19 protein-coding genes are annotated in these 21319 nt (G+C 67.1%); 12 read left to right on the forward strand and 7 right to left on the reverse strand.

Annotation, left to right across the window (positions count from 1 at the left end; all coding sequences use genetic code 11):
- Positions 1–497 precede the first annotated feature (497 nt).
- On the forward strand, positions 498–1817 hold the full coding sequence (locus HXX10_RS14840; RefSeq protein WP_296523361.1) for a sigma-54 dependent transcriptional regulator: 1320 nt from the start codon (positions 498–500) through the stop codon (positions 1815–1817).
- A gap of 236 nt (positions 1818–2053) precedes the next feature.
- On the opposite strand, the gene HXX10_RS14845 is transcribed toward HXX10_RS14840, so the two are convergent.
- Positions 2054–3790 carry an ATP-binding protein gene (locus HXX10_RS14845; protein WP_296523458.1) on the reverse strand — a complete coding sequence of 579 codons (1737 nt, stop codon included), beginning with the start codon at positions 3788–3790 and terminating at the stop codon, positions 2054–2056.
- A 76-nt stretch (positions 3791–3866) separates the two neighbouring features.
- Positions 3867–4271 carry a hypothetical protein gene (locus tag HXX10_RS14850; RefSeq protein WP_296523363.1) on the reverse strand — a complete coding sequence of 135 codons (405 nt, stop codon included), beginning with the start codon at positions 4269–4271 and terminating at the stop codon, positions 3867–3869.
- On the opposite strand from HXX10_RS14850, the gene HXX10_RS14855 reads away from it, so the two are divergent.
- The 8 genes from HXX10_RS14855 (at position 4266) to HXX10_RS14890 (ending at position 11626) form a co-directional block, all read left to right on the forward strand.
- Positions 4266–5555, forward strand: a complete 1290-nt coding sequence (locus HXX10_RS14855; RefSeq protein WP_296523365.1) for a 2-hydroxycarboxylate transporter family protein — start codon at positions 4266–4268, stop codon at positions 5553–5555. The genes HXX10_RS14850 and HXX10_RS14855 overlap by 6 nt on opposite strands.
- Positions 5556–5681: 126 nt before the next feature.
- Positions 5682–6722, forward strand: a complete 1041-nt coding sequence (gene citC, locus HXX10_RS14860; protein WP_296523366.1) for a [citrate (pro-3S)-lyase] ligase — start codon at positions 5682–5684, stop codon at positions 6720–6722.
- A 71-nt stretch (positions 6723–6793) separates the two neighbouring features.
- The gene (citD, locus tag HXX10_RS14865; protein ID WP_296523368.1) at positions 6794–7087 is read left to right on the forward strand and encodes a citrate lyase acyl carrier protein; all 294 of its coding nucleotides are present in this window, start codon (positions 6794–6796) and stop codon (positions 7085–7087) included.
- Entirely contained in the window at positions 7084–7956 is an 873-nt protein-coding gene (citE, locus tag HXX10_RS14870; protein WP_296523370.1) for a citrate (pro-3S)-lyase subunit beta, read from the forward strand. The genes citD and citE overlap by 4 nt, the downstream gene beginning before the upstream one ends.
- A gap of 14 nt (positions 7957–7970) precedes the next feature.
- The gene (gene citF, locus HXX10_RS14875; RefSeq protein ID WP_296523372.1) at positions 7971–9488 is read left to right on the forward strand and encodes a citrate lyase subunit alpha; all 1518 of its coding nucleotides are present in this window, start codon (positions 7971–7973) and stop codon (positions 9486–9488) included.
- The gene (citX, locus tag HXX10_RS14880) at positions 9488–10054 is read left to right on the forward strand and encodes a citrate lyase holo-[acyl-carrier protein] synthase (RefSeq protein ID WP_296523374.1); all 567 of its coding nucleotides are present in this window, start codon (positions 9488–9490) and stop codon (positions 10052–10054) included. Before citF ends, citX begins: the two co-directional genes overlap by 1 nt.
- A complete protein-coding gene (citG, locus tag HXX10_RS14885) occupies positions 10017–10973 on the forward strand; it encodes a triphosphoribosyl-dephospho-CoA synthase CitG (RefSeq protein ID WP_296523376.1) in 957 nt (318 codons plus the stop codon). Before citX ends, citG begins: the two co-directional genes overlap by 38 nt.
- Positions 10974–11038: 65 nt before the next feature.
- Complete coding sequence (locus tag HXX10_RS14890; RefSeq protein ID WP_296523378.1) at positions 11039–11626, forward strand: alpha/beta hydrolase; 588 nt, start codon at positions 11039–11041, stop codon at positions 11624–11626.
- A 303-nt stretch (positions 11627–11929) separates the two neighbouring features.
- Here HXX10_RS14890 and HXX10_RS14895 read toward each other — a convergent pair whose 3' ends face one another.
- The 4 genes from HXX10_RS14895 to HXX10_RS14910 form a co-directional block, all read right to left on the reverse strand.
- A complete protein-coding gene (locus HXX10_RS14895; protein WP_296523380.1) occupies positions 11930–12895 on the reverse strand; it encodes a tripartite tricarboxylate transporter substrate binding protein in 966 nt (321 codons plus the stop codon).
- 39 nt (positions 12896–12934) lie between these two features.
- On the reverse strand, positions 12935–14425 hold the full coding sequence (locus HXX10_RS14900; protein WP_296523382.1) for a tripartite tricarboxylate transporter permease: 1491 nt from the start codon (positions 14423–14425) through the stop codon (positions 12935–12937).
- Positions 14425–14856: a tripartite tricarboxylate transporter TctB family protein gene (locus HXX10_RS14905; protein ID WP_296523384.1), complete on the reverse strand. Its 432-nt coding sequence runs from the start codon at positions 14854–14856 to the stop codon at positions 14425–14427. The genes HXX10_RS14900 and HXX10_RS14905 overlap by 1 nt, the downstream gene beginning before the upstream one ends.
- Positions 14857–15128: 272 nt before the next feature.
- Positions 15129–15881: an IclR family transcriptional regulator gene (locus HXX10_RS14910; RefSeq protein ID WP_296523386.1), complete on the reverse strand. Its 753-nt coding sequence runs from the start codon at positions 15879–15881 to the stop codon at positions 15129–15131.
- Between the two features lie 405 nt (positions 15882–16286).
- Between HXX10_RS14910 and HXX10_RS14915 the strand changes: the two genes are divergently transcribed.
- The 3 genes from HXX10_RS14915 (at position 16287) to HXX10_RS14925 (ending at position 20232) form a co-directional block, all read left to right on the forward strand.
- Entirely contained in the window at positions 16287–17705 is a 1419-nt protein-coding gene (locus HXX10_RS14915) for an aldehyde dehydrogenase family protein (protein ID WP_296523388.1), read from the forward strand.
- Between the two features lie 292 nt (positions 17706–17997).
- On the forward strand, positions 17998–19170 hold the full coding sequence (locus HXX10_RS14920; RefSeq protein WP_296523390.1) for an iron-containing alcohol dehydrogenase family protein: 1173 nt from the start codon (positions 17998–18000) through the stop codon (positions 19168–19170).
- 99 nt (positions 19171–19269) lie between these two features.
- Positions 19270–20232 (forward strand): hydroxymethylglutaryl-CoA lyase, encoded by a 963-nt coding sequence (locus HXX10_RS14925; protein WP_296523392.1) that lies wholly within the window; start codon positions 19270–19272, stop codon positions 20230–20232.
- Between the two features lie 64 nt (positions 20233–20296).
- On the opposite strand, the gene HXX10_RS14930 is transcribed toward HXX10_RS14925, so the two are convergent.
- Positions 20297–21184: a LysR family transcriptional regulator gene (locus HXX10_RS14930; RefSeq protein ID WP_296523394.1), complete on the reverse strand. Its 888-nt coding sequence runs from the start codon at positions 21182–21184 to the stop codon at positions 20297–20299.
- Between the last annotated feature and the right edge of the window lie 135 nt (positions 21185–21319).

Genomic DNA, 21319 nt, shown 5'->3' on the forward strand with positions numbered 1-21319 from the left:
TGTGGGTAACCGGAGACGTCACGTCTCCGCAATCGGCGTGCCAAGCCGTATCCTGTATGTAAGCGGCTTGATTATGCTGCGTTTCGTAAAACGAATGTGATGCCGACCGGCCCGTGGCGGATGGAATCCCGGAAAACCTCGCGAATTGACGTCCGGTTTTTCGGAAATCGCCTGTCGCTTCGGCGTGATCCCGATGTCTGTGGCACCGGCCGGACGGACGGCACCAGCGCCCTGATTTGAGCATTCCGGTGGCGAAATGCGGTCGATCGCCGACCCGCAGGGCCGGTATGTACAGTCTGCAGGGCGACCAGCGAGCGAAATGTCAGGGTCATCCGGTGTTGTCCGGCCGCTACGTAAGTTGCCATATTGTTGACGTCGCCCCCGTCGATCTAAGACCCTGTCGTCGTCGACTGCCGCGCCGTATGTGCAGGCTGGTCGGGGCGCCGGACCGTCGTACTCCCTTTGTCCCCCGTGCGCAGTCCGGCAGGAGGCCGATCGTGTCCGACCCGCAGGTGCTGATCATCGAGGACGATGCCGACGTCCGGCTCGGCTGCGTCCAGGCGCTGGCCCTCGAAGGCATTCGGAGCCTGGGCGTCGAGTCCACCGAGAAGGCCCAGCGCCTGCTCGCGCCGGACTTCGCCGGCATCATCGTCTGCGACATCCGGCTTCCCGGACAGGACGGCTTGTCCTTCATGCGTGATCTGCTGGCCCAGGACGCGGCGCTGCCCGTCATTCTCGTCACCGGACACGCCGACGTCGCGACCGCCGTGCAGGCGATGCGGGACGGCGCCTACGATTTCATCGAGAAGCCGTTCACGTCCCAGCATCTGGTCGAGGTGGTGAAGCGCGCGCTGGAAAAGCGGGTCCTCACGCTCGAGGTGCGCGGCCTCAAGAAGCAGCTCGCCGGGCTCGGGAGCCTCGAGAGCCGCATCATCGGCCGCTCGCCGGCCATCGGACAGCTACGCCGGACGATCTCGGAGATCGCCACGACGTCGGCCGATGTGATGATCCTCGGCGAAACCGGGACCGGCAAGGAATTGGTGGCTCGCTGCCTCCACGACGCGTCGGGACGGCGCGGCCCGTTCGTCGCGCTCAACTGCGGCGGCCTGCCGGAGACGCTGTTCGACAGCGAGATCTTCGGTCACGAGGCCGGCGCCTTCTCGGGCGCGGTCAAGCGGCGGATCGGCAAGATCGAGCACGCCGCGCACGGCACGCTGTTTCTCGACGAGATCGAGAGCATGCCGATTCCGATGCAGATCAAGTTCCTGCGCGTGCTGCAGGAGCGGACCATCGAACGGCTCGGCTCCAATCAGCAGATTGCCGTGGACTTCCGCGTCATCGCCGCGACCAAGTCGGATCTGGCGGCGGAGAGCGCGGCGGGTCGGTTCCGCAACGACCTCTACTTCCGGCTCAACGTCGTGACGCTCGAGCTGCCGCCGCTGCGCACCCGTCGCGAGGACGTGCCGCTTCTGTTCGAGCATTTCGTGACGCAGGCGGCGCTCCGCCACGGGCGCGAGACGCCGGAGGTGAAGGAGGCGACGATTCGCGAGCTGATGGCCTATGGCTGGCCCGGGAACGTCCGCGAGTTGCGCAACTATGCCGAACGCCACGTTCTCGGCATCAAGATGTCGGCGACCTCGAACGACCGTCCGGTGCCGCTCGCCGAGGCCGTCGACCTGTTCGAGAAGTCGCTGATCGCCGAGGAGCTGCGCCGGCAGCACGGCAACGTGCTGCGTGCCGCCAAGACCCTGTCGACGGCGAAGTCGACCCTGTTCGACAAGATCCGCAAGCACGGCATCGACAGCGAGCAGAGTTGATCTCTCGGACGGGGTGCCGGCTGATCAGTTCGGCTCCGACAAACGATCTCGGCGAATGGGGCTTCCCCCCACCCCCAACCCCTCCCCGCCGCTTCGCGGGGGGAGGGGAGCAGAGGCGCTGCGGCTCCCCTCCCCCCGCGAGCGAAGCTCGTGGCGGGCGCGCCCCGGCGCGCCAAAGGAGTCGGGGGTGGGGGGCGGTTCTTGCACTGACGGTCGTTTGTGTCGCCCCGAGCTGATCACCCGGAAACCGTGTGGGATCGGGCGCTCGGCACCGTGCCCATCCCGCTGTCCGAAGCTCCGGCGCCGTCCGCCACCGGCTCTGCCGTGTCCGTCTCGTCTCCGCACAGCGGCAGCGCGAGGGTGAACACGGCCCCGCCCTGCGGCCCGTCGGCGGCCGTGAGCGAGCCGCCATAGATGCGGGCGATGTCGGCCGAGATGGCGAGACCGAGGCCGAGGCCGCCGCCGGTCTTGTCCTTGGTGGTGAAGAAGGGCTCGAAGATCCGGGTGAGGATGTCGGGCGCGAAGCCCGATCCGTTGTCGCTGACCGTCAGGACGGCCCGCGTGTCGGCCGCCTTCCAGGCGATCACGGCGACGGCGTCGGGGATCCCGCGGGTCGCGTCGAAGGCGTTGGAGATCAGATTCACCAGGATCTGCTCGATGCGGACGGCGTTGGCGTCGATGTGGATCGGCGTCTCGGGCGGTTCGAGCAGGATCTTCATGGGGTCGCGGTCGTGGCGGTGGCCGAGCAGAGCGAGCGCGCTCTCGACCGACCGGCCGAGATCGACCACCTCCCGCTCCGCGCTGGTGCGCCGCGCGAACGAGCGCAGGCGACTCGTCAGAATGCCCATCCGATCGACGAGACGGACGATGCGCTCGAGATTCTCGCGCGCCGTCGTCTCGTCGCCGATGTCCAGAAAGCGGACGGTGTTCTCGGAGAGTGTCGCCAGCGCGGCGAGCGGCTGGTTGAGCTCGTGAGCGATACCGGCGGAGAGCTGGCCGATCACGGCCAGGTTCTCGGTGCGGATCAGTTCCTCCTGCATGGATTCGAGCTGGCGGTTTGCCTGGGCGCGCTCCTCGACCTCGGCCTGGAGGGCGGCGTTGGCGATCCTCAGCTCCGAGCTGCGTGCCTCCACCTTGTCCTCGAGGCTCTCGTAGGCGCGTTCGAGCGCGTGGCGCGCCGCATCGCGCTCGATCAGATAGTTGCGAAAGACGTCGACCGCCGCCGCCATCCGACCGATCTCGTTCGACCCCTCGAGGCCGACGACCGACACGGTGCGATCCCCATCGGCGAGGCGGCGCATGGTCTCGGTGATGCGCTCGATCGGCTGGCCGATCGAACGAACGACGATGACGACGAAGACGGCCATCAGCACGAGCGCACAGAAGAAGAGTGTCAGGTTGAGTCGCATCGCCTGCTGGAAGGTGGCGACGGCCTCCGCCCCCGACCGGTCGGCCCCGGCATTATAGAAGGAGACGGCCGAGTTCATCGCCGCATTGACCGCGTCGAAAGCGAGGCGCGAAGGCCCGTTGACCAGCGCCGAGATCTCGTTGGCGGAGCGCGTGCCGAGAACGGCCCGCAGGTCCCGCTCCATGCCGAGATAGGTCTCCCAGGCCGTCATGGCCTCGGCGAAACGCTGCTTCTCGACCGGATCGGTGAGCCCGGTCGAGAAGGCACTGCTGAGCTCGGCGACGTCGTCGCGCCGGCGTTCCGCCGCGTCGAACACCTCGGCACGATCCCCGATCTCGGGCGTCAGGATGGCACGGATGAAGCGCAGCCGATGGCTCGCCATCACGTATTTGATCTCGGACAGCGCGTGCACGGAGGGCAGCCAGCGGGCGTAGAGCTCCTTGGTGGCCCGGTCGACGATGGCGAGCGCCAGCAGCGACGACAGGCCGACCGCCGTGAGCAACAGCAGACTGAGCGCCATGGCGACGATCAGCCTGGCGCGGATCGTGACGTTCGAAAACCACATCAAGGCGCGTCTCCCGGAAGGCCGGCCCGCCGTCGCCGGGGGCCGGATCGTCGCTCGATCTTAGGCCCGCTCGTCGTCACGCGGCAACGAAACGCCGAGACATCCCGGGCTCCACGCCGCGAGCCGATTTCCGGTTTTTCGGAAATCGCGCCGATCCGCGGTCCGGACACCCGGCCATGCCGGTGTCCGCAGACTTCCGGATGCGCTCGAAAAACCCGTTCATCGAGAGGGACTTGGAAACTCCGCGGCGCGTGGCACGGCGATTGCCAATCAGCAGAGCGTCGAAGAGTTCGAGCGCCACAAAAGTCATCCGCTCCGGCGAGACCGAGAGGTCGGCCCGAGCGCGAAAAGCGGCCAGTTCGATGTCGAGAAGAACGACAGGAATCAGGAGGACGTCGTGACGTTGCAGTTGGAAGGAACGCTCCCGGATCTGGCCGCCGCCACGGCCACGCGGGCAAAACCACGGGACGCGTGGTTGCATCTCTGGTGGAAGGTCGTCGACTTCAACATCGGCGTGGTGCCGCTGCCGATCTTCGTCGTGCTGGTCGGCCTCATCGGCTACTATTCCTGGATCGGCAAGCTCTCCGGCGAGATCACGATGGCGATCGGCCTCCTGTCGGTCGGCGGCTTCGCCTGCGGCGAGCTCGGCAAGCGCACCCCGATCCTCAACAAGGTCGGCGCGGCGGCGATCTTCGCGACCTTCATCCCCTCCGCCCTCGCCTTCTATCACGTGCTGCCGTCCGAGGTGGTGCGGGTCACGACGGAATTCTCCAAGCAGAGCCAGTTCCTCTACCTGTTCATCGCCTGCATCATCGTCGGCTCGATCTTCGCGATGGACCGTCAGGTCCTGATCAAGGGCTTCCTGAAGATCTTCGTCCCGCTGGCGGTCGGCTCGATGGCGGCCGCCGTGGTCGGTACGTTGGTAGGCGTCGCGCTGGGCAAGTCGGCTTACGAGACCTTCTTCTTCATCGTCGTGCCGATCATGGCCGGCGGCGTCGGCGAAGGCGCCATCCCGCTGTCGATCGGCTATGCGGAGATCCTGCACCAGCCGCAGGGTGAGCTGTTCGCGACCGTGCTGCCCTGCGTGATGCTCGGCAGCCTCACCGCCATCCTGCTCTCCGGCGCCCTCAACACGCTCGGCAAGCGCTATCCGCACCTGACCGGTGAAGGCCAGCTCCAGCCGGGTGTCTCCAACGATCTCGCGGCAACGGAAGAGAGGGTCGATCCGTCGACCATCGGCCCGAGCGTCGTCGCCGGCGCGCTGATCACGGCCTGCACGTTCTATCTGGTCGGTATGCTGGTATTCAAGCTCACCGGCCTGCCCGGGCCGGTCGCCATGCTGTTCCTGGCGGTTGCGATCAAGCTCGGCCGTCTGGTGTCGCCCAAGCTCCAGGCCGGTGCCGGCGTCGTCTACAAGTTCTTCCAGGTGGCCGTGACCTTCCCGCTGCTCTTCGCGGTCGGCGTCTCGATCACCCCGTGGGACAAGCTCGTCGCCGCCTTCAACTTCACCCATTTGGCGATTATCGTCTCGACCGTGGTGACGCTGATGGGGACCGGCTTCCTCGTCGGCAAGCGGATCGGCATGTATCCGATCGAATCGGCTATCGTTAACGCCTGCCACTCGGGTCAGGGCGGCACCGGCGACGTCGCTATCCTCACCGCCGCCAACCGCATGGTTCTGATGCCATTTGCGCAGATCGCCACCCGCATCGGTGGTGCTATCACGGTGACGGTGGTGCTGATCGTCCTGGCGCACATCGTCTGAGGGAGTTCTCCCGAGACCGGCGCGCGGCTCTTGGAGCGGCGCGCCGGCTTTCTTCGAGCGGGATACACGCGGATCGCATCGTCCTGCATCCCATGATTGTACCCCGCTCAATCGAGAGTCGCAGCGATGACAGACGACCTGCAGTCCTACACGATCGACCCGGAACGAGAGCCGGACGAACGCGAGGACATCCGCGACCTCCTCGCGAAATGCGGGCTCGACTACGAGACCGGGGTGGAGGCGTTCGTCGTCTTCCGCCGCAAGCAGCGCCTGATGGCTTGCGCCGGTCTCGAGAAGAACATCGTCAAATGCGCGGCAATCGATCCGGAGCTGAGAGGCGAGGCGCTGGGACTGAAGCTCCTCACCGAGGTGAGCCACCTCGCCTACGAACGCGGACACAGCCACCTGTTCCTCTACACCAAGCCGGACTGCGTGGAGTTCTTCCGGGCGTGCGGGTTCTATCTGCTGGCCGAGGTACCCGGGCTGGTGGCGCTGATGGAGAACACGCCTATCGGCATGAAGACCTATTGCGACGGGTTGAAGCGGCTGCGCCGTCCGGGCGCCGTGATCGGCGCCATCGTGATGAACGCCAACCCGTTCACGCGCGGGCACCGGTATCTGGTCGAGCGCGCCGCCGCCGCCTGCGACTGCCTGCACGTCTTCGTCGTCGCCGAGGACGTCTCGCTGATCAAGTACCGGGACCGCTACGCGCTGGTCGCCGAGGGCATCGCCGACATCCCCCGGGTCATGCTGCACCACGGCTCCGAATACATGGTGTCGCGGGCGACCTTCTCGGCCTACTTCCTCAAGGAGAAGGGCCTGGTCGAGAACTGCTGCACGGCGATCGACCTGCTGATTTTCCGCAACCACATCGGCCCCGCGCTCGGCATCACCCACCGGTTCGTCGGCACCGAGCCGTTCTGTCGGACCACCTTCAAGTACAACGCCGACATGCGCCACTGGCTCCGCGACGACGTGTCGCCGGCGCCGGCCATCGAGGTGGTCGAGATCGAACGAACGCAATCCGAGGACGTCGCGATCTCCGCCTCGGAGGTCCGCCGTCTCCTCGCTGCCGACGACTTCAACCGCATCCGTCGTCTCGTTCCGGCCGCCACGCTCGAGCTGCTCGAGACGAAATACCGCGTGCCTCGATCCTCCGCCGCCTGAGAGCTCGACGCGGGCTCCCGGCCGACGGCACGTCGTCGCGCCTGCACAAAATTCAGAAAGGACGACATCTGATGAAGATCGTGAGAGAGGCCCTGGCCGGGACGCTCGAGTCGAGCGACCTGATGGTCAGGATCGCGCCACGCGACGGCGAGCTCGCCATCGTGCTGCAGAGCGAGGTGGTCCACCAGTTCGGCGCCCAGATCGAGGCGGTCGCCCGGGATTGCCTGGCGCGCCTCGGCATCACCGAAGCCCTGGTCGTGATCGAGGACAAGGGTGCGCTCGACTGCGTGGTCGCGGCGCGGGTGCAGACGGCCGTCTCCCGCGCCGTCGACGAGTGGACCGCCGACTGGAGTGCCCTGTCATGAAACTGCGCCGCAGCATGCTGTTCCTGCCGGGCGCCAACGCCGCGATGCTGTCGACGGCATACGTCTTCAAGCCCGACACGATCATGTTCGACCTCGAGGACGCGGTTTCGTTGCGCGAAAAGGACGCCGCGCGCATCCTGGTGTTCCACGCGCTGCAAATGCCGGTATACCGCGACATCGAGACGGCGGTGCGCATCAACCCGCTGTCGACGCCCTTCGGCCTGAAGGATCTCGAAGCGGTGGTTCGCGCCGGGGTCGACGTGGTGCGCCTGCCCAAGACCGACACGGCCGACGACGTGAAGGCCCTCGAGACCGAGGTCGAGCGCATCGAGCGCGACTGCGGCCGCGAGGTCGGCTCGACCAAGCTGATGGCGGCGATCGAGTCGGCGTCAGGTGTCGTCAACGCGGTGGCGATCGCCACCGCCTCGAAGCGGCTGGTCGGCATCGCGCTGGCCGGCTTCGACTACGTGATGGACATGCAGACCGAGCGCGGCGACGGCGCCGAGCTGTTCTACGCGCGCTGCGCCGTGCTTCACGCCGCCCGCTTCGCCAAGATCGACGCCTTCGACGTGGTGTTCTCGGACGTCAACGACGACGAGGGTTTCCTCAAGGAGGTCGACCTGATCAGGCGGCTCGGCTTCAACGGCAAGTCGCTGATCAATCCGCGCCAGATCGACCTTCTGCACAACGCCTTCGCTCCCACCCAGGAGGAGGTCGACTACTCCCGCCGCGTCGTCGCCGCCGCCGAGCAGGGCGAGCGCCAGGGGCTCGGCGTGGTGTCGCTGAACGGAAAAATGATCGACGCCCCGGTGATCGAGCACGCGCGCGTGGTGCTGCGCCGGGCCGACGCCTCCGGCGTGCGCCAGTGATCGAGGACCATGTCATGACCGCAGCCATCCGAGAGCGCCTCGTCGGCGCCCCTCTGCCGCAAGGCCTCGAACCGTTCGCCGGCGTCACGGCCCACGCCCCCCATCTCGCCACCCGTGAGAGCAAGTACGGCCGCAAGCTGTGCAAGAGCCTGGAGGACGCGATCCGTGCCTCCGGCCTGAAGAACGGGATGACCATCTCGTTCCACCACGCGTTCCGCGAAGGCGACAAGACCATCAATCACGTCGTCGACACGCTGGCCGCCATGGGCTTCCGCGACCTGACGCTGGCGCCCTCGTCGCTCCTGTCGTGCAACGCGCCGCTGATAGAGCACATCAGGTCGGGCGTGATCCGCCGCATCTACACCTCCGGCATGCGCGGCAAGCTCGCCGAGGCGATCTCCAACGGCCTGATGGAGGAGCCCATCAACGTGCATTCGCACGGCGGCCGCGTCCATCTCATCGACAGCGGCGAGCTGACCCTGGATGTCGCGTTCCTCGCCGTCGCCACGGCCGACGAGTTCGGCAACGCCAATGCGATCTCGGGCCGCTCGCGCTGCGGCTCGCTCGGCTACGCCATGGTCGACGCCGCCCGCGCCCGCAAGGTGGTGCTGCTCACCGAGGAGCTGGTCCCCTTCCCCAACACGCCGGCCTCGATCCGCCAGGACCAGGTCGATCTCGTCGTCAAGGTCGACCAGATCGGCGACCCGTCCAAGATCTCGGTCGGCGCGGCGCGCATCACCTCCAATCCGCGCGAGCTGCTGATCGCCCGGCTCGCCGCCGACGTCATGGAGCACGCCGGCTGGTTCGAGGACGGCTTCTCGCTGCAGACCGGCACGGGCGGCTCGGCGACCGCGACGGCGCGCTTCATCGAGCACCGCATGGTGAAGAAGGGCATCAAGGCCGCCTTCGCGCTCGGCGGCATCACCGGCTCGATCGTCGACCTGCACAAGAAGGGGCTGATCGGCCGCATCCTCGACACCCAGAGCTTCGACGCGGTGGCGGCCCGGTCGCTGGCCGAGAACCCGGAGCACTGGGAGATCTCGACCAACACCTACGCCAACCCCACCTCCAAGGGGGCGTGCAGCGACCGCGTCGACATGGTGATCCTCTCGGCCCTGGAGATCGACCTCGGCTTCAACGTCAACGTCATCACCGGCTCCGACGGCGTCATGCGCGGCGCCTCCGGCGGCCATTCCGATGTCGCGGCCGGCGCCAACCTGCCGATCGTCGTCGGGCCGCTGATCCGCTCGCGCATCCCGACCGTGGTCGAGCGCTGCACCACCGTGGTGACGCCGGGCGAGACCATCGGCGTGCTGGTCACCGACCACGGCATCGCCGTCAACCCGAACCGGCCGGAGGTCGCCGACAGGCTGAAGGCGGCGGGCCTGCCTGTGACCACCATCGAGGACCTCTATGCGCGGGCGATCGCGCTCACCGGCAAGCCGCAGCCGATCGAGTTCCTCGACAAGGTCGTCGGCATCATCCGCTACCGCGACGGCTCGGTGATCGACGTCGTCCGCCAGGTGAAGTGATGGACGCGACCGCGGGCGACCGGCGGGCCGGCCCCGCCGTGACGATGGAGGCCATGCTGGCGGCCCGCGACCGCCGGGTGGAGCGGCGCCGGCAGGCCTTCGCCCGCCGGCCCGACGCGCCGATCGTCACCGTCTCGGTCGTCATGCCGGGGCCCGTGAAGGATTGTGTCCTGAGCCGCGAGGCCGCCAGTGCCGCACACGACGCGCTGGACCGCCTGCTCGCCGAGCGCCGGTGGTCGGCCACGACCGTCGCGGTCGAGGCCGGGCCGACCGGGGCGGAGGCGATGATCGCGGTCGAGGCCGACGCGCGCACCCTCAAGGCAGCGCTGGTGGCGCTGGAAGAAACCCATCCGCTCGGACGGTTGTGGGACCTCGACGTCGCCGCGTCGGCGGATCGCGCCGTGTCGCGGCGCGATCTCGGCCTGTCGCCGCGGCGCTGCCTGGTCTGCGAGGCGCCGGCCCATGCCTGCGCCCGCTCCCGCGCGCATCCGCACGCCACCCTGCTGGCCGTCATGGAGGAGAGGATCGATGCGTGGCTCGCTCGCCCCGCCGATCAGGCCGGCTGACGGCGGCGCGCTGCTGCGCCGTCCCGTCGAGCGGGGCGACGTCGCGCGCCTCGCCGGAAAGCTCGCCGATCTCGTCGTCGATGCGCTGATGCGCGAGGTGCGGCTGACGCCCAAGCCGGGGCTGGTCGATCTGCGCAACACCGGGTCGCATCGCGACATGGACGTGTCGACCTTCGTGGCGTCCGCCGCCGCCATCCGGCCCGGGCTCGCCGGCTTCGTCGTCCTGGGCGCCGAGATCGCGCTCGCGCCGGCCGAGGCCGTCCTGGAACTGGCGCGGCCGGCCGGGATGGCCTGCGAGCGGGCCATGCTGGCCGCGACCGGCGGGGTCAACACCCACAAGGGCAGCATCTTCGCGTTCGGGCTGCTGCTGTGCGCCGCCGGCCGGCTGTGGGCCTTGGGCCTGCCGCTCGATGCCGACGCGGTCTGCGCAGAGGTCGCCCGCATCACCGACGGGATCGTCGCCCGTGAGCTGAGGCGCCCCGGCGAGCCGCGCACCGCCGGCGAGCGGCTGTTCCAGCGCCACGGCCTGACGGGCGCGCGGGGCGAGGCCGAATCCGGCTTCGCCACCGTGAGGTCCGGAGCCCTGCCCGTCCTCGAACGGGCGCTCGCCGCGGGCCGGGACGACGAGAGCGCTCTCGCGGCGGCCTTCCTGCACCTTCTCGAGCACAATGCCGACACCAACCTCGCGGCACGCGGCGGCCTCGCCGGCCTGACATGGGCCCGCGCCGAGGCCGGGCGTCTCGCCCGGGCCGGCGGAATCGACGCGCCGGACTACCGCGACCGCATGCGAGCCCTCGACGACGCCTTCATCGCCCGCAATCTCAGCCCGGGCGGAAGCGCCGACCTCCTGGCGGTCGCCTGGACGCTGCACCGCCTGCCCCACATCCTGCACTTCGGTCCGGCCACTCGCGCGTGTTGAAGCGATAGGCTGCACCGCCTATTGTCCGGGCGGGCTTCCGCCCGGCAGAGCACAGGCCTTCGGAGATGATCGCGACCCTCTCGGGAGGCACACGGGACGCCCTCGCCGGCGCGTCGGCGCGGCTCGATCTCGTGCTGGTTCCCGGCTTCAAGGACAGCGGACCGGAGCACTGGCAGAGCCTGTGGGAGACCGGCCTGCCGACGTTCCAGCGCATCGCGCAGCGCCGCTGGGACAATCCCGACATCGAGCTGTGGATCGCGGCGATCGCGCGCCTGCTGGCGGAACGTCGCCGGCCGGCCGTGCTGATCGGCCACTCGCTGGGAGCCCTGGCCTCGAGCTGCCTCGCCGCCGACGGCCACCGGCTGGTCGCCGGGCTGATGCTGGTGGCGCCGGCCGAGCCGGCCCGCTTCGAGGCGGAGGAGCGCGTGCCGCAAACGCCGCTCGGCGTTCCGACCCTGGTGGTGGCGAGCCACAACGATCCGATGATGCGGTTCGCCCGCGCCGAGCACTGGGCGAAGACCTGGACGGCGGACCTCGCGGATCTCGGCGAGGCGGGCCACATCAATGCCGAGGCGGGCTTCGGCCCGTGGCCGCACGGGCTCGACCTGCTCGCCGGCCTGGTGTCGAAGGTGCTCGTTTCACTCGAAACATGAGCGCCCATCGGGCCGGGCCACCTCGCTTATCCGAATTCGATGTTTTTCGATGTGGGCGCCGACCGCCGATCGGCGCGGCAGGTCTCCCGTGATGGCGAAGGCGACCTTGGACAGACTGGCGTAATGCCAGCCCTCACTGGCTCCACCCCCTCGCGTCATGACCTGGCTTGACCCGACCATCCATCAAACTGCTGAAAAGAAAGCATTTTCTAGAGTTGGATACGCGGGTCGAGCCCGCGTATGACGAGTCGGAGCAAGGCGCCATTCCACTCCCGCACCAGGATCGTGCAATCAACCCGGCGCTCACTTCGGAGACCAGGGCTCCTCGCTCCAGAGTTTCTGCAGGAGTTGCTCGGCACGTTCGAGAGCGACAGCGTATTCGGCCGGTGGCAGGTAGCGCATGGGCGAGAAGGTCGCCGCCATCTTGGCCTGGAACTCCGGGTCCGCCGCCGTCTTGGTGACGGCGTCCTCGAGGATCTTCCGTACCTCGGGCGGAAGGCCTTTCGGCGCGGCGACGCCGCGCATCGCATTGCTTTCCATGTCGAAGCCGAGCTCCTTGAAAGTCGGAACGTCGGGCGCCACCGAGCTGCGCATCGCACCGGCCTGAGCGAGCTGAACGAACGGGCTGCCGGAGGCCACGTACTGCATCGCCTCGCCGATGTTGATCGAGGCGACCGCGATATGTCGCCCGAGAACGGCGGTTCGCACCATCGAGCCGCCCGCGTAGGGCACATGGGTCATCTTGACGCCCGCCGCCCGCTGGAACGCCAGCATGGCGAGGTGATCGTCCGAGCCGACGCCGGTCGTCCCCACCGTCACGGTGCCGGGGTTCGCCTTGGCGTAGGCCTGGAGCTCCTTGAGCGTCCGGAATTGGCTGTCCTTGTGCACGGAGAAGCCGCTCGGGTCGTCGACCAGATTGCCGAGAAGATCGTAGCTCTTCCAGGTGAATTTGGTCGCGCGCTCGATCGGGATGCTGAGGATGGTCGGCGTGTTGATGAAACCGATCGTGTAGCCGTCCGGCTTGGCTTCGGCGAGCGCCGTGAAGCCGATCTCGCCGGCCGCGCCGGGCCGGTTGACCACCACGATCTTGGTGCGCCCGCCGATGTATTTCTCCATGAACGACGCGACGATCCGGGCGGTCAGGTCGGTCACCCCTCCGGCCGAATAGGCGACGATCATCTCGATCGGCTTGGCGGGATACTGCGCCTGGGCGGACGTCGTGAGGCCGAAGACGAGCATCACCGTGGCGAACCACTTCAGCTTGGCCATGTCCCTCTCCTCCTGTGGAGTCTCGTGGTGGGGCCGAGGCTACAGGACTTCGCGTTTGCGCTTCAGCGAAGGCACGAGCATCAGCAGAAGCAACGCCGCGCTCAAGGCGAACAGCGTCGCCGATATCGGGCTCTGAACGAAGACCATGAAATTGCCCTGGGAGATGACCAGCGATCGTCGCAGGTTCTCCTCGAGCATCGGACCGACCACGAAACCGAGCATCAGCGGCGCGGCCTCGCAGCCCGTCAGCCTGAACACGTAGCCGATCACGCCGAACGCGGCCATGATGCCGACCTCGAACACGCTGTTGTTCAGCGAGTAGGTTCCGAGCGCGCAGAAGACGAGAATGATCGGGAACAATATCGTGTAAGGCACGCGCAGCAGGCGGACCCACAGGCCGATCAGCGGAAGGTTGAGGAGGACCAGCAGCACGTTGCCGATGAACATGCTCGCGATCATGCCCCAGAACAATGCGGGCTGGGACGAGATGACCAGCGGACCAGGCTGGATCCCCTGGATCATCATGGCACCGATCATCAACGCCATGATCGCGTTGGGGGGAACGCCGAGGCTCAGCATCGGAATGAAGCAGGCCTGCGCGGCGGCGTTGTTGGACGCCTCAGGTCCGGCGACGCCTTCGACCATGCCCTTGCCGAAGTCCTGCGGGCGATCGGAAATCCTCTTCTCCAGAGCGTAGGACGCGAACGAGCTGAGAGTCGCGCTGCTGCCGGGCAGGATCCCGAGTGCGCCGCCGAGCAGGGTTCCCCGAAGCGCCGCGGGCCAGGACCGTCGGAAGTCCTCCTTGGTCGGCCACAGCCGCGCGATGCTCGCCATCGCGCGGCCACGACCGCCGGTCTCGTCCAGGCTGGCGATGATCTCCGTGATGCCGAACATGCCCATAGCGAGAGGCACGAAACCCAGGCCGTCGTAGAGCACCACCAGATCGAAGGTGTAGCGCTTCTCACCGGAGCTGAGGTCGGTGCCGATGCAGCCGAGCAAAAGGCCGAGCAGAACCATCGCGACGGCCTTGACGATCGATCCGCCCGCCAGCACGACGGCCCCGATCAGACCGACGGTCAGCAGGGCGACATAGTCGACCGGCCCGAACAGGATCGCGATATCGGCGAGAGGCGGTCCCGCGACGGCGATGACCAGCGTGGTCACGATGCCGGCGAACAGAGACGCGAGCGCGGCGATCGCCAGCGCGGCGCCGGCCCGGCCCTGGCGCGCCATCTCGTAGCCGTCGAGGCAGGTCATCACCGACGAGGATTCGCCCGGGAGCTTGACCAGAATGGCCGTCGTGGAGCCGCCGTATTGCGAGCCGTAGAAGATCCCGGCCAGCATGATCAGCGAGGTGACCGGGGGCAGATAGAAGGTGATCGGCAGCAGCATCGCCACGGTCGCGGTCGGACCGAGCCCGGGCAGCACGCCGATCAGCGTCCCGAGGAACGTGCCCAGGAAGCAGAAGAGCAGGTTTTCTGGGCTCAACGCGACGCCGAACCCGAAGACGAGATTGTTGAGGACGTCCATCAGACCGGCCACACGCGAATGGGGAGCTGCGCCCCCCAGATGAAGATCGCGACACAGGTGAGCGACAGGGCGACGCCGAGCACGAGCGTCGTCACGACGCCCCTCCTCTCGCCGGCGAGGCCCGACAAAGCCACCATCAACAGGATGGCCGCGACCAGCCCGAGCGTCTCGAGCGTCAGGGCGAACAGGACGACGCAGAAGGTGACGACGATCAGGGGGCGGGGCGAGTGGAAGGCGATCGCCGCTCGCGACTTGACGACGCCGCCGATCGCGATCCCGACGCCGATGACGACCAGCAGCACGGACACCAGACGGGGCAGGAAGGCGCTACCGAGCTCGGCGGCCGTCCCGAAGCTGAGCTGAAGGGAGAAGAGATACCCGAGAACACCGAACAGGACGAACATCGAGCCCGCGACGATGTCTTGGCTCACGTGCGGACCCGAAGAATCCGCGACCGGATTCGGTTCGTCTGACATGACAGGCGTCCCCGCAGTCGCCAGACCAAAATTCCGTCTGGCGGAATTTGTTTCTTTAGTGTGAAATACGCTAGCCTCATTGTCGCCGCCGAGTCAACGGCGGCGCCGTGCCCTGTCCCGTTCTCCACGGCGTGACGGCCAGGCTCGAGAACGACCGTGCCGGGCGCGATTCCGGCGCCCTGATGCCGATCGTGAAAGACGGCCAGCGCCAGCGCCGGCGCCGATCGTCACGGGCGGAGCAGGCGTTCGATGTCGCGGGATGCCTGGATCGACAATTCGAAAATGCTTCTCAGCCCGGTGCTGTCCACGCGGCTGGACGGCGCCGAGACGGTCAGCGCGAAGGCGATCTTGTCCGGCGCGCAGAAGATCGGGACGGCGGTCGAGGTGATCCCCTCCTCCCGTTCGCCGTGGCTCACGGCCCTGCCCCCGTTGCGGCGAATCTCGGCCAGCTCGCGCCGGAATCGATCGGGGTCCAAAATCGTTCCGGGCGCGATCGGACGCACCTTCGCGATCTCCTCCTCGACCGTCTCGGCATCGGCGTAGGCGAGCAGGCATTTCCCGGCGGCGCCGGCCCACAGCGGAAATCGATCGCTGACGCGAACCACGCAGCGCATGCTCCGCAGGCTTTCGACATGCTCGTAGACGACGCGGTAGCCGCCTTCCATCGCGTAGAGCGTGACGGCCTCCTTGCAGGCGTCGCGCAGCGCCAGCATGTGGGGCAACACGGTGTTGTGCAGCTTGAAGTGAGATTTCGCGACGGCGCCGAGCAGATAGACGGCGTTGCCGAGCGAATATGTCTTGACCTTGCTGCGCTGCAGAAACCCCTGGGCGGTGAGGACGGTCGCCAGCCGCAACGTCGTCGACGGCGCCAACGACAGCTTTTCGGACAGCTCGGTCAGCGTCAGCGCCTCCGTGTTCAGGTCGAAGCAGCGCAGCAACGACAGCGCCCGCTCCACCGATCGCACCGAGTCTTCTGCCATGGCGTTTCTCGTCGGTCCGGCGGAAGGCACCGGCGCCTGGGTCGCCCCCGGGTGACCGGCCCGTCCGCGTGAGTATTTCATCCATTGTAACTCTTTTCCGACTGATGGAAACGCCGCGGGTACCGTCGGCGCCATCGTCGCCCCTCGTGCGTCCCTCGTGCGCCCCTCGTGCGTCCCTCGTCTCGCGCCTCGCGCCTCTCGTTCATCGCACGCCGTCGACGGTGCGGGCGGTGTGCGCCTCGCGCATGTCCCGGCTGCGGGCAAAGCGCAGGGGCCGCGTCTTGACATGGCGAAAGTCGGAGAGCACGCTTCTGCACAGAGGAATTAATTTCCGCTCTATGGAATTTTAGCTCCGAACAAGGCGGAGTGGACACCTGGAGCGATCCCAGCGGAAGGGGGAGCACGATGGCGCGCACCGAGATCACGGCAGAACAGAAGGCGGAGCTGGACGGGCTCTTCGCCACCGCCCGGGCCGGACTGAAGATCATCGCCGGCTACGACCAGGCACGGGTCGATCGCCTGGCCCAGTGCGTCGCCTGGGCGGCCGGCAATGCCCAAGTCTTCGATCGCATCGGCAAGATGGGCGTCGAGGAGAGCGGCATCGGCGATTGGGCCGGGCGCATCGGCAAGCGCCACAAGATCCTCGGCGTGCTGCGCGACGCGCTGCGCCAGAAGAGCGTCGGTCTGATCGAGGACAATCCGGCCAAGGGACTGGCGCGCTACGCCAAGCCGGCCGGCGTGATCGCCTCGCTGATCCCGATGACCAATCCGGAGCTGACGCCGATCGTGACGGCGATCTATGCGCTCAAGGCCCGCGACGTCGTGATCTTCTCGCCCCACCCCAACACCAAGAAGACCACCAACGAGGTGGTGCGGCTGATGCGCGAGGCGCTTCGCGCCATCGGCGAGCCCGACCTCTTTCTGCAATGCCTGCCCAACCCCAATCTGGCGCAGGTGGACGCCCTGATGGGCATGGCCGATCTGGTGATGGCGACGGGCGGGCCCGCGATGGTGCGCGCCGCCTATGGCTCGGGCAAGCCGGCCTTCGGGGTCGGCGCCGGCAACTCGACCATGATCATCGACGAGACCGCCGACGTCGCCGAGGCGGCCCGCAACAGCCGCATGAGCAAGACCTCCGATTTCGGCTCGGGATGCTCGGCGGACGGCAATCTGATCATTCACGCCGGCCTCTACGACAAGATGGTCGCGCAACTGCAATCGGAAGGCGGCTATCTGGCGTCGGACGCCGAGCGCGCGCTGCTCGAAAAGGCGATGTGGGACGAGAACGGTGCCCGCCGGATCTCGACCGTCGCGCAGTCGCCGAAGAGGATGGCCGAGATCGCCGGCTTCTCGGTGCCGGAGACGGCGAAATTCATCATGGTCAAGGGCACCGGCATCGGCAAGGCGCACGCCTTCTCGAAGGAGAAGCTGACGACCGTCATGGCGCTCTACAAGTACGACGGCGACTTCGAGCAGGCGCTGCAGATGATGGAGGCGATCTTCGAGGTCGGCGGCAAGGGCCACTCCTGCGGCATCTACAGCTTCGACGACGACCACATCCATCGGCTGGCGCTGCGGGCGCCCGTCACCCGCATCATGGTCCGCCAGCCGCAGTCGAAGGCCAATGCCGGCGCCTTCAACAACGGCATGCCGATGAGCTCGAGCCTGGGTTGCGGCACCTGGGGCGGCAACATCGTGTCCGACAATGTCGACCTCAAATACTACATGAACAACACCTGGGTGGCGCGGCCGATCGCCGAGGACAAGCCGCCCGAGAGCGAGCTGTTCGGCGAGTTTTTCGATCCGTCGAGGAACGTGCTCTAGCGAGGCCACAACGCGGCGTGCCGGCGTTTGATACTGAACGTCACGATCCTCGACATTCTCCGTCATTGCCGGGCTTGACCCGGCAATCCATCGAGCTTCGGAAGATGCACTTTTTCGAAGGGATGGATTCGCGGGTCGAGCCCGCGAATGACGAGTCGGAGCTGGTGACTGCTGGTGTGACGCGACGGCACGCGCGTGAACTCGGACGCGAGCTCGGGCGCGGGCCGCGCGACCGGCACGCCCGGCCGTCGCCCGTGTCCAGCCGCAAGTCCGCCAGATCCGGAGACAGACCATGCTCGAAGCGCATTTTCCGAAGCGAATCGTCTACGGCCAGGGGAGCATCCGGTTCCTCGAGACACTCGACGCCGAGCGGGTCTATCTGCTCGTCGACGAGGTGTTCCACCAGCACAACGCGGCGCTGTTCGCCGACCTCGACGCCCTGTTCGCGGCGCGCGGCAGCCGGACGATGCTGCAGTTCGGAGAGGGCCACGAGCCCACATTGGACTTCGCCAAGCAGATTTCGGGACGGCTGCGCGCGTTCGCGCCCGATCTGATCCTGGCGATCGGCGGCGGCTCGATCCTCGACACCGCAAAGGTCCTGGAGGTCTTCTACGAGCACCCGGACATCACCGACCAGGCGCTGTACGACCGCTTCCACCTGCCGCCGATCCGCCGCAAGGCGAAGCTGGTCGCGGTTCCGACCACCAGCGGATCGGGATCGGAGGTGACGCCCTTCAGCGTGATGTATGTCGCCTCCGGCAATCCGAGCATCCCGTCGATCAAGCGCGGCATCGCCGACTACCAGTTCATCCCCGACCACGTCATCCTCGATCCCGCCTTCACCCTGACCATGCCGCTCGGCGTGACGGCGGCGACCGGGCTCGATGCCTTCGTCCATGCCATGGAGGCCTTCGTCAGCGTCAAGCCCAAGAACCTGTTCGGCGACCATTTCGCCCTGGAGGGGATGCGGCGCGTCCACCGTTTCCTGCCGCTGGTCCTGAAGCAGCCGGACAACCTCGACTATCGCTCGCAGATGCAGATCGCGGCGACCATGGGCGGACTCGCTTTGGCCAACCGGTCGTCCGGCGGCTCCCATGCGGTCGGCAAGCAGCTCGCCACCCTGTGCCCGCTCGCGCACGGCTTGTCCGTGTCGATCATGCTGCCCGACGTCATCCGGGCCAACGCCGTGGTCCGGGCCCCCGAATATGCGGAGATCGCCCGCTACCTGGGGTCGGAGGCGACCGACGAGCAGGCGGCGATCGCCGACCTGATCGGGATGATCGACGGCCTCCTGACGGCGGCCCGATGCCCGCGTACGCTGGCGGATCTGCGGCTGGACAAGCAGACGTTGGTGGATCATGCCGACCTGCTCGCCCAGAACTCCCTCGCCGACGCGGCCATGAAGGGAAACCCGAGGGTGCTGTCGCACGACGAGGTCAAGCAGATGTTCTTGAATCTCGCCTGAAGCCGACTTGAGCTTTCTCGGCGAGGCGCGCACAAGGCTCGGGCGCGCGAGACGAGACTCGCGCGCCCACAGGCCATATGCAGCGAAGCGGACACTGCCATGAGCGACATGCCGGCGACGATCGAGATCCACGAGGAAGGCCCGCGCGAGGGTTTTCAAATCGAGCCCGGGCCGATCAGCACGGCGGACAAGATTCGCCTGATCGAGGCGCTCGCCGAGACGGGCCTGCGCGACATCCAGATCTGCTCCTTCGTGAACCCCAAGGTTGTGCCGGGCTGGGCGGACGCCGACGCGGTCGCCCGCGACTTCGCGGCAAAACCCGGGGTCCACTACACGGCGCTGTGGTTCAACGACAAAGGATTGGATCGCGCGCTCGCGCTCGGCGACAAGCTGCACCTCTACGGATCGATATCGCTGACCGCGTCGGAGGCGTTCACCCGGAAAAACCTCCATCGCAGCCACGCGGAAAATCTCGAGGCGATGCGCAAGCAGACCGCGCTGCACCTGTCCAAGAACGTGCCGGTGACGCGGATCGGGGTGATGGCGGCGTTCGGGTGCAACTATCAGGGCGACATTTCGCCGGACCAGGTGGTGTCGACGCTGGAGGACGGATTCGCCATCGCCGCCGAGGCGGGCGTCGCGATCAGCCGCCTGTCGCTCTCCGACACCATGGGCTGGGCGACCCCGCTGCGGATCGAACGCACCGTCTCCGAGGTCCGGAGCCGCTGGCCCGACCAGCGGATCTCGCTGCACCTGCACGACACCCGCGGGCTCGCCGTGGCAAACGCCTATGCGGGCCTGCGCCTCGGCGTCGATCATTTCGATGCGACGGTCGGCGGCCTGGGCGGCTGCCCCTTCGCCGGCCACAAGGGCGCGGCGGGAAACATCTGCACCGAAGAGCTCGTGCTGCTGTGCGAGGAGATGGGCATCCGCACCGGCGTCGATCTCGATGCGCTGATCGAGGTCGGTCGCATGGCCGAAGCCATCGTCGGCCATCAGCTCCCGAGCGAGCTGTTGCACGCCGGCAGCCTCGACGCCTTCCGGCGCCAGGCAAGACCATGACCCGGAACAGCGGCGCCTGAACAAGCCGGCACCGCCCTGCCGCACCACCACCAGGGACGGAACCCTACGGCGTCGCCGGTCGAAGGCCCACGACGAGTTGGCTCTGCATGTAAGCCAGAAAGTTTCGGACCAAAGGCCACTCGGCGAACTCGCGGCGCCAGACCATCCACGAATTCCGGGCCAACGGTGAGCCATCCGGGTAGGTCAACGGCAGGTGAAAGAGATCATCGGTGGGACTGATGAAATCGGGCGACAGAAAAATTCCGTAACCCAGGCCGTTGGCGATCATCTCGTGGCACGTCTCGCCGTGATTGGCACGCATCCCGATCAGCGGCGGAGCCGAGAAGCGGCTGTTCCACCATTGCTCCACCAGCTTGATCGCGAAAGGATCCGTCAGGTATGCGATCTGCGGCAGGCGCGGCAGATCGGCCAGGTCGATCGTCGTTCGGCTGACGAGGCACGCCTGCTCGGTGCCGATCAGGACCCTGTCGAAATCTCTTTGCGTTTCGCCTCGGATGAACCCGACGTGGCTCCGATAGCCGTCGAGAAGGTCGATGATGCTCGCCGAGACGCCGGTGGATATGTCGAATTCCACGTCAGGATAGACCTGCTTGTAGTGCCTCAGCGCACGCGGCAGCGTGAAGCGCGCGAAGGAATTGGTCGCGCCCAGCCTGATGACACCGGACCGTCCGTCGCCCAGGCGAACGATGTTCCGCTTGATCTCGTCGAAATGACCCAGCGTCTTGACGGCTTCCGCCGCGACGTACTCGCCCGTCGGCGTGAACACCACGCCTCTCGATGTCCTCATGACGAGCCGGACGCCGAGCTCCCGCTCGATCAACTGCAGCCTTTTCGACAGGGCCGGCTGGGTCATGCACAGCCTGTCGGCAGTCCGCGTGATGCTCGGGCTCTTGTGCAGCTCGACGACGATCTTCCAGTCGACCTCGTCCATTGTACGGTGTTCACGAGATGGCGCCGGCCATTCCAATCTGGAATGGCACGCCATGAAAGATCACGATTTTACAGCAAATTCAATCCCGGTATAATTCCGGCGTAATCCGCGACGTCCTGCTTCGTAATCCAAAAT

It is taken from the genome of Rhodoplanes sp. (genome assembly GCF_013377085.1).
Taxonomy (GTDB): Bacteria; Pseudomonadota; Alphaproteobacteria; order Rhizobiales; family Xanthobacteraceae; genus Rhodoplanes.

Bases quoted from the DNA above. Each gene is read 5' to 3' on its own strand.
- HXX10_RS14845 (WP_296523458.1), bottom strand. From the start codon at position 3,790: ATGTGGTTTTCGAACGTCACGATCCGCGCCAGGCTGATCGTCGCCATG.
- HXX10_RS14850 (WP_296523363.1), bottom strand. From the start codon at position 4,271: ATGCAACCACGCGTCCCGTGGTTTTGCCCGCGTGGCCGTGGCGGCGGC.
- citC (WP_296523366.1), top strand. From the start codon at position 5,682: ATGACAGACGACCTGCAGTCCTACACGATCGACCCGGAACGAGAGCCG.
- citD (WP_296523368.1), top strand. From the start codon at position 6,794: ATGAAGATCGTGAGAGAGGCCCTGGCCGGGACGCTCGAGTCGAGCGAC.
- citE (WP_296523370.1), top strand. From the start codon at position 7,084: ATGAAACTGCGCCGCAGCATGCTGTTCCTGCCGGGCGCCAACGCCGCG.
- citF (WP_296523372.1), top strand. From the start codon at position 7,971: ATGACCGCAGCCATCCGAGAGCGCCTCGTCGGCGCCCCTCTGCCGCAA.
- citX (WP_296523374.1), top strand. From the start codon at position 9,488: ATGGACGCGACCGCGGGCGACCGGCGGGCCGGCCCCGCCGTGACGATG.
- citG (WP_296523376.1), top strand. From the start codon at position 10,017: ATGCGTGGCTCGCTCGCCCCGCCGATCAGGCCGGCTGACGGCGGCGCG.
- HXX10_RS14890 (WP_296523378.1), top strand. From the start codon at position 11,039: ATGATCGCGACCCTCTCGGGAGGCACACGGGACGCCCTCGCCGGCGCG.
- HXX10_RS14895 (WP_296523380.1), bottom strand. From the start codon at position 12,895: ATGGCCAAGCTGAAGTGGTTCGCCACGGTGATGCTCGTCTTCGGCCTC.
- HXX10_RS14900 (WP_296523382.1), bottom strand. From the start codon at position 14,425: ATGGACGTCCTCAACAATCTCGTCTTCGGGTTCGGCGTCGCGTTGAGC.
- HXX10_RS14910 (WP_296523386.1), bottom strand. From the start codon at position 15,881: ATGGCAGAAGACTCGGTGCGATCGGTGGAGCGGGCGCTGTCGTTGCTG.
- HXX10_RS14915 (WP_296523388.1), top strand. From the start codon at position 16,287: ATGGCGCGCACCGAGATCACGGCAGAACAGAAGGCGGAGCTGGACGGG.
- HXX10_RS14920 (WP_296523390.1), top strand. From the start codon at position 17,998: ATGCTCGAAGCGCATTTTCCGAAGCGAATCGTCTACGGCCAGGGGAGC.
- HXX10_RS14925 (WP_296523392.1), top strand. From the start codon at position 19,270: ATGAGCGACATGCCGGCGACGATCGAGATCCACGAGGAAGGCCCGCGC.
- HXX10_RS14930 (WP_296523394.1), bottom strand. From the start codon at position 21,184: ATGGACGAGGTCGACTGGAAGATCGTCGTCGAGCTGCACAAGAGCCCG.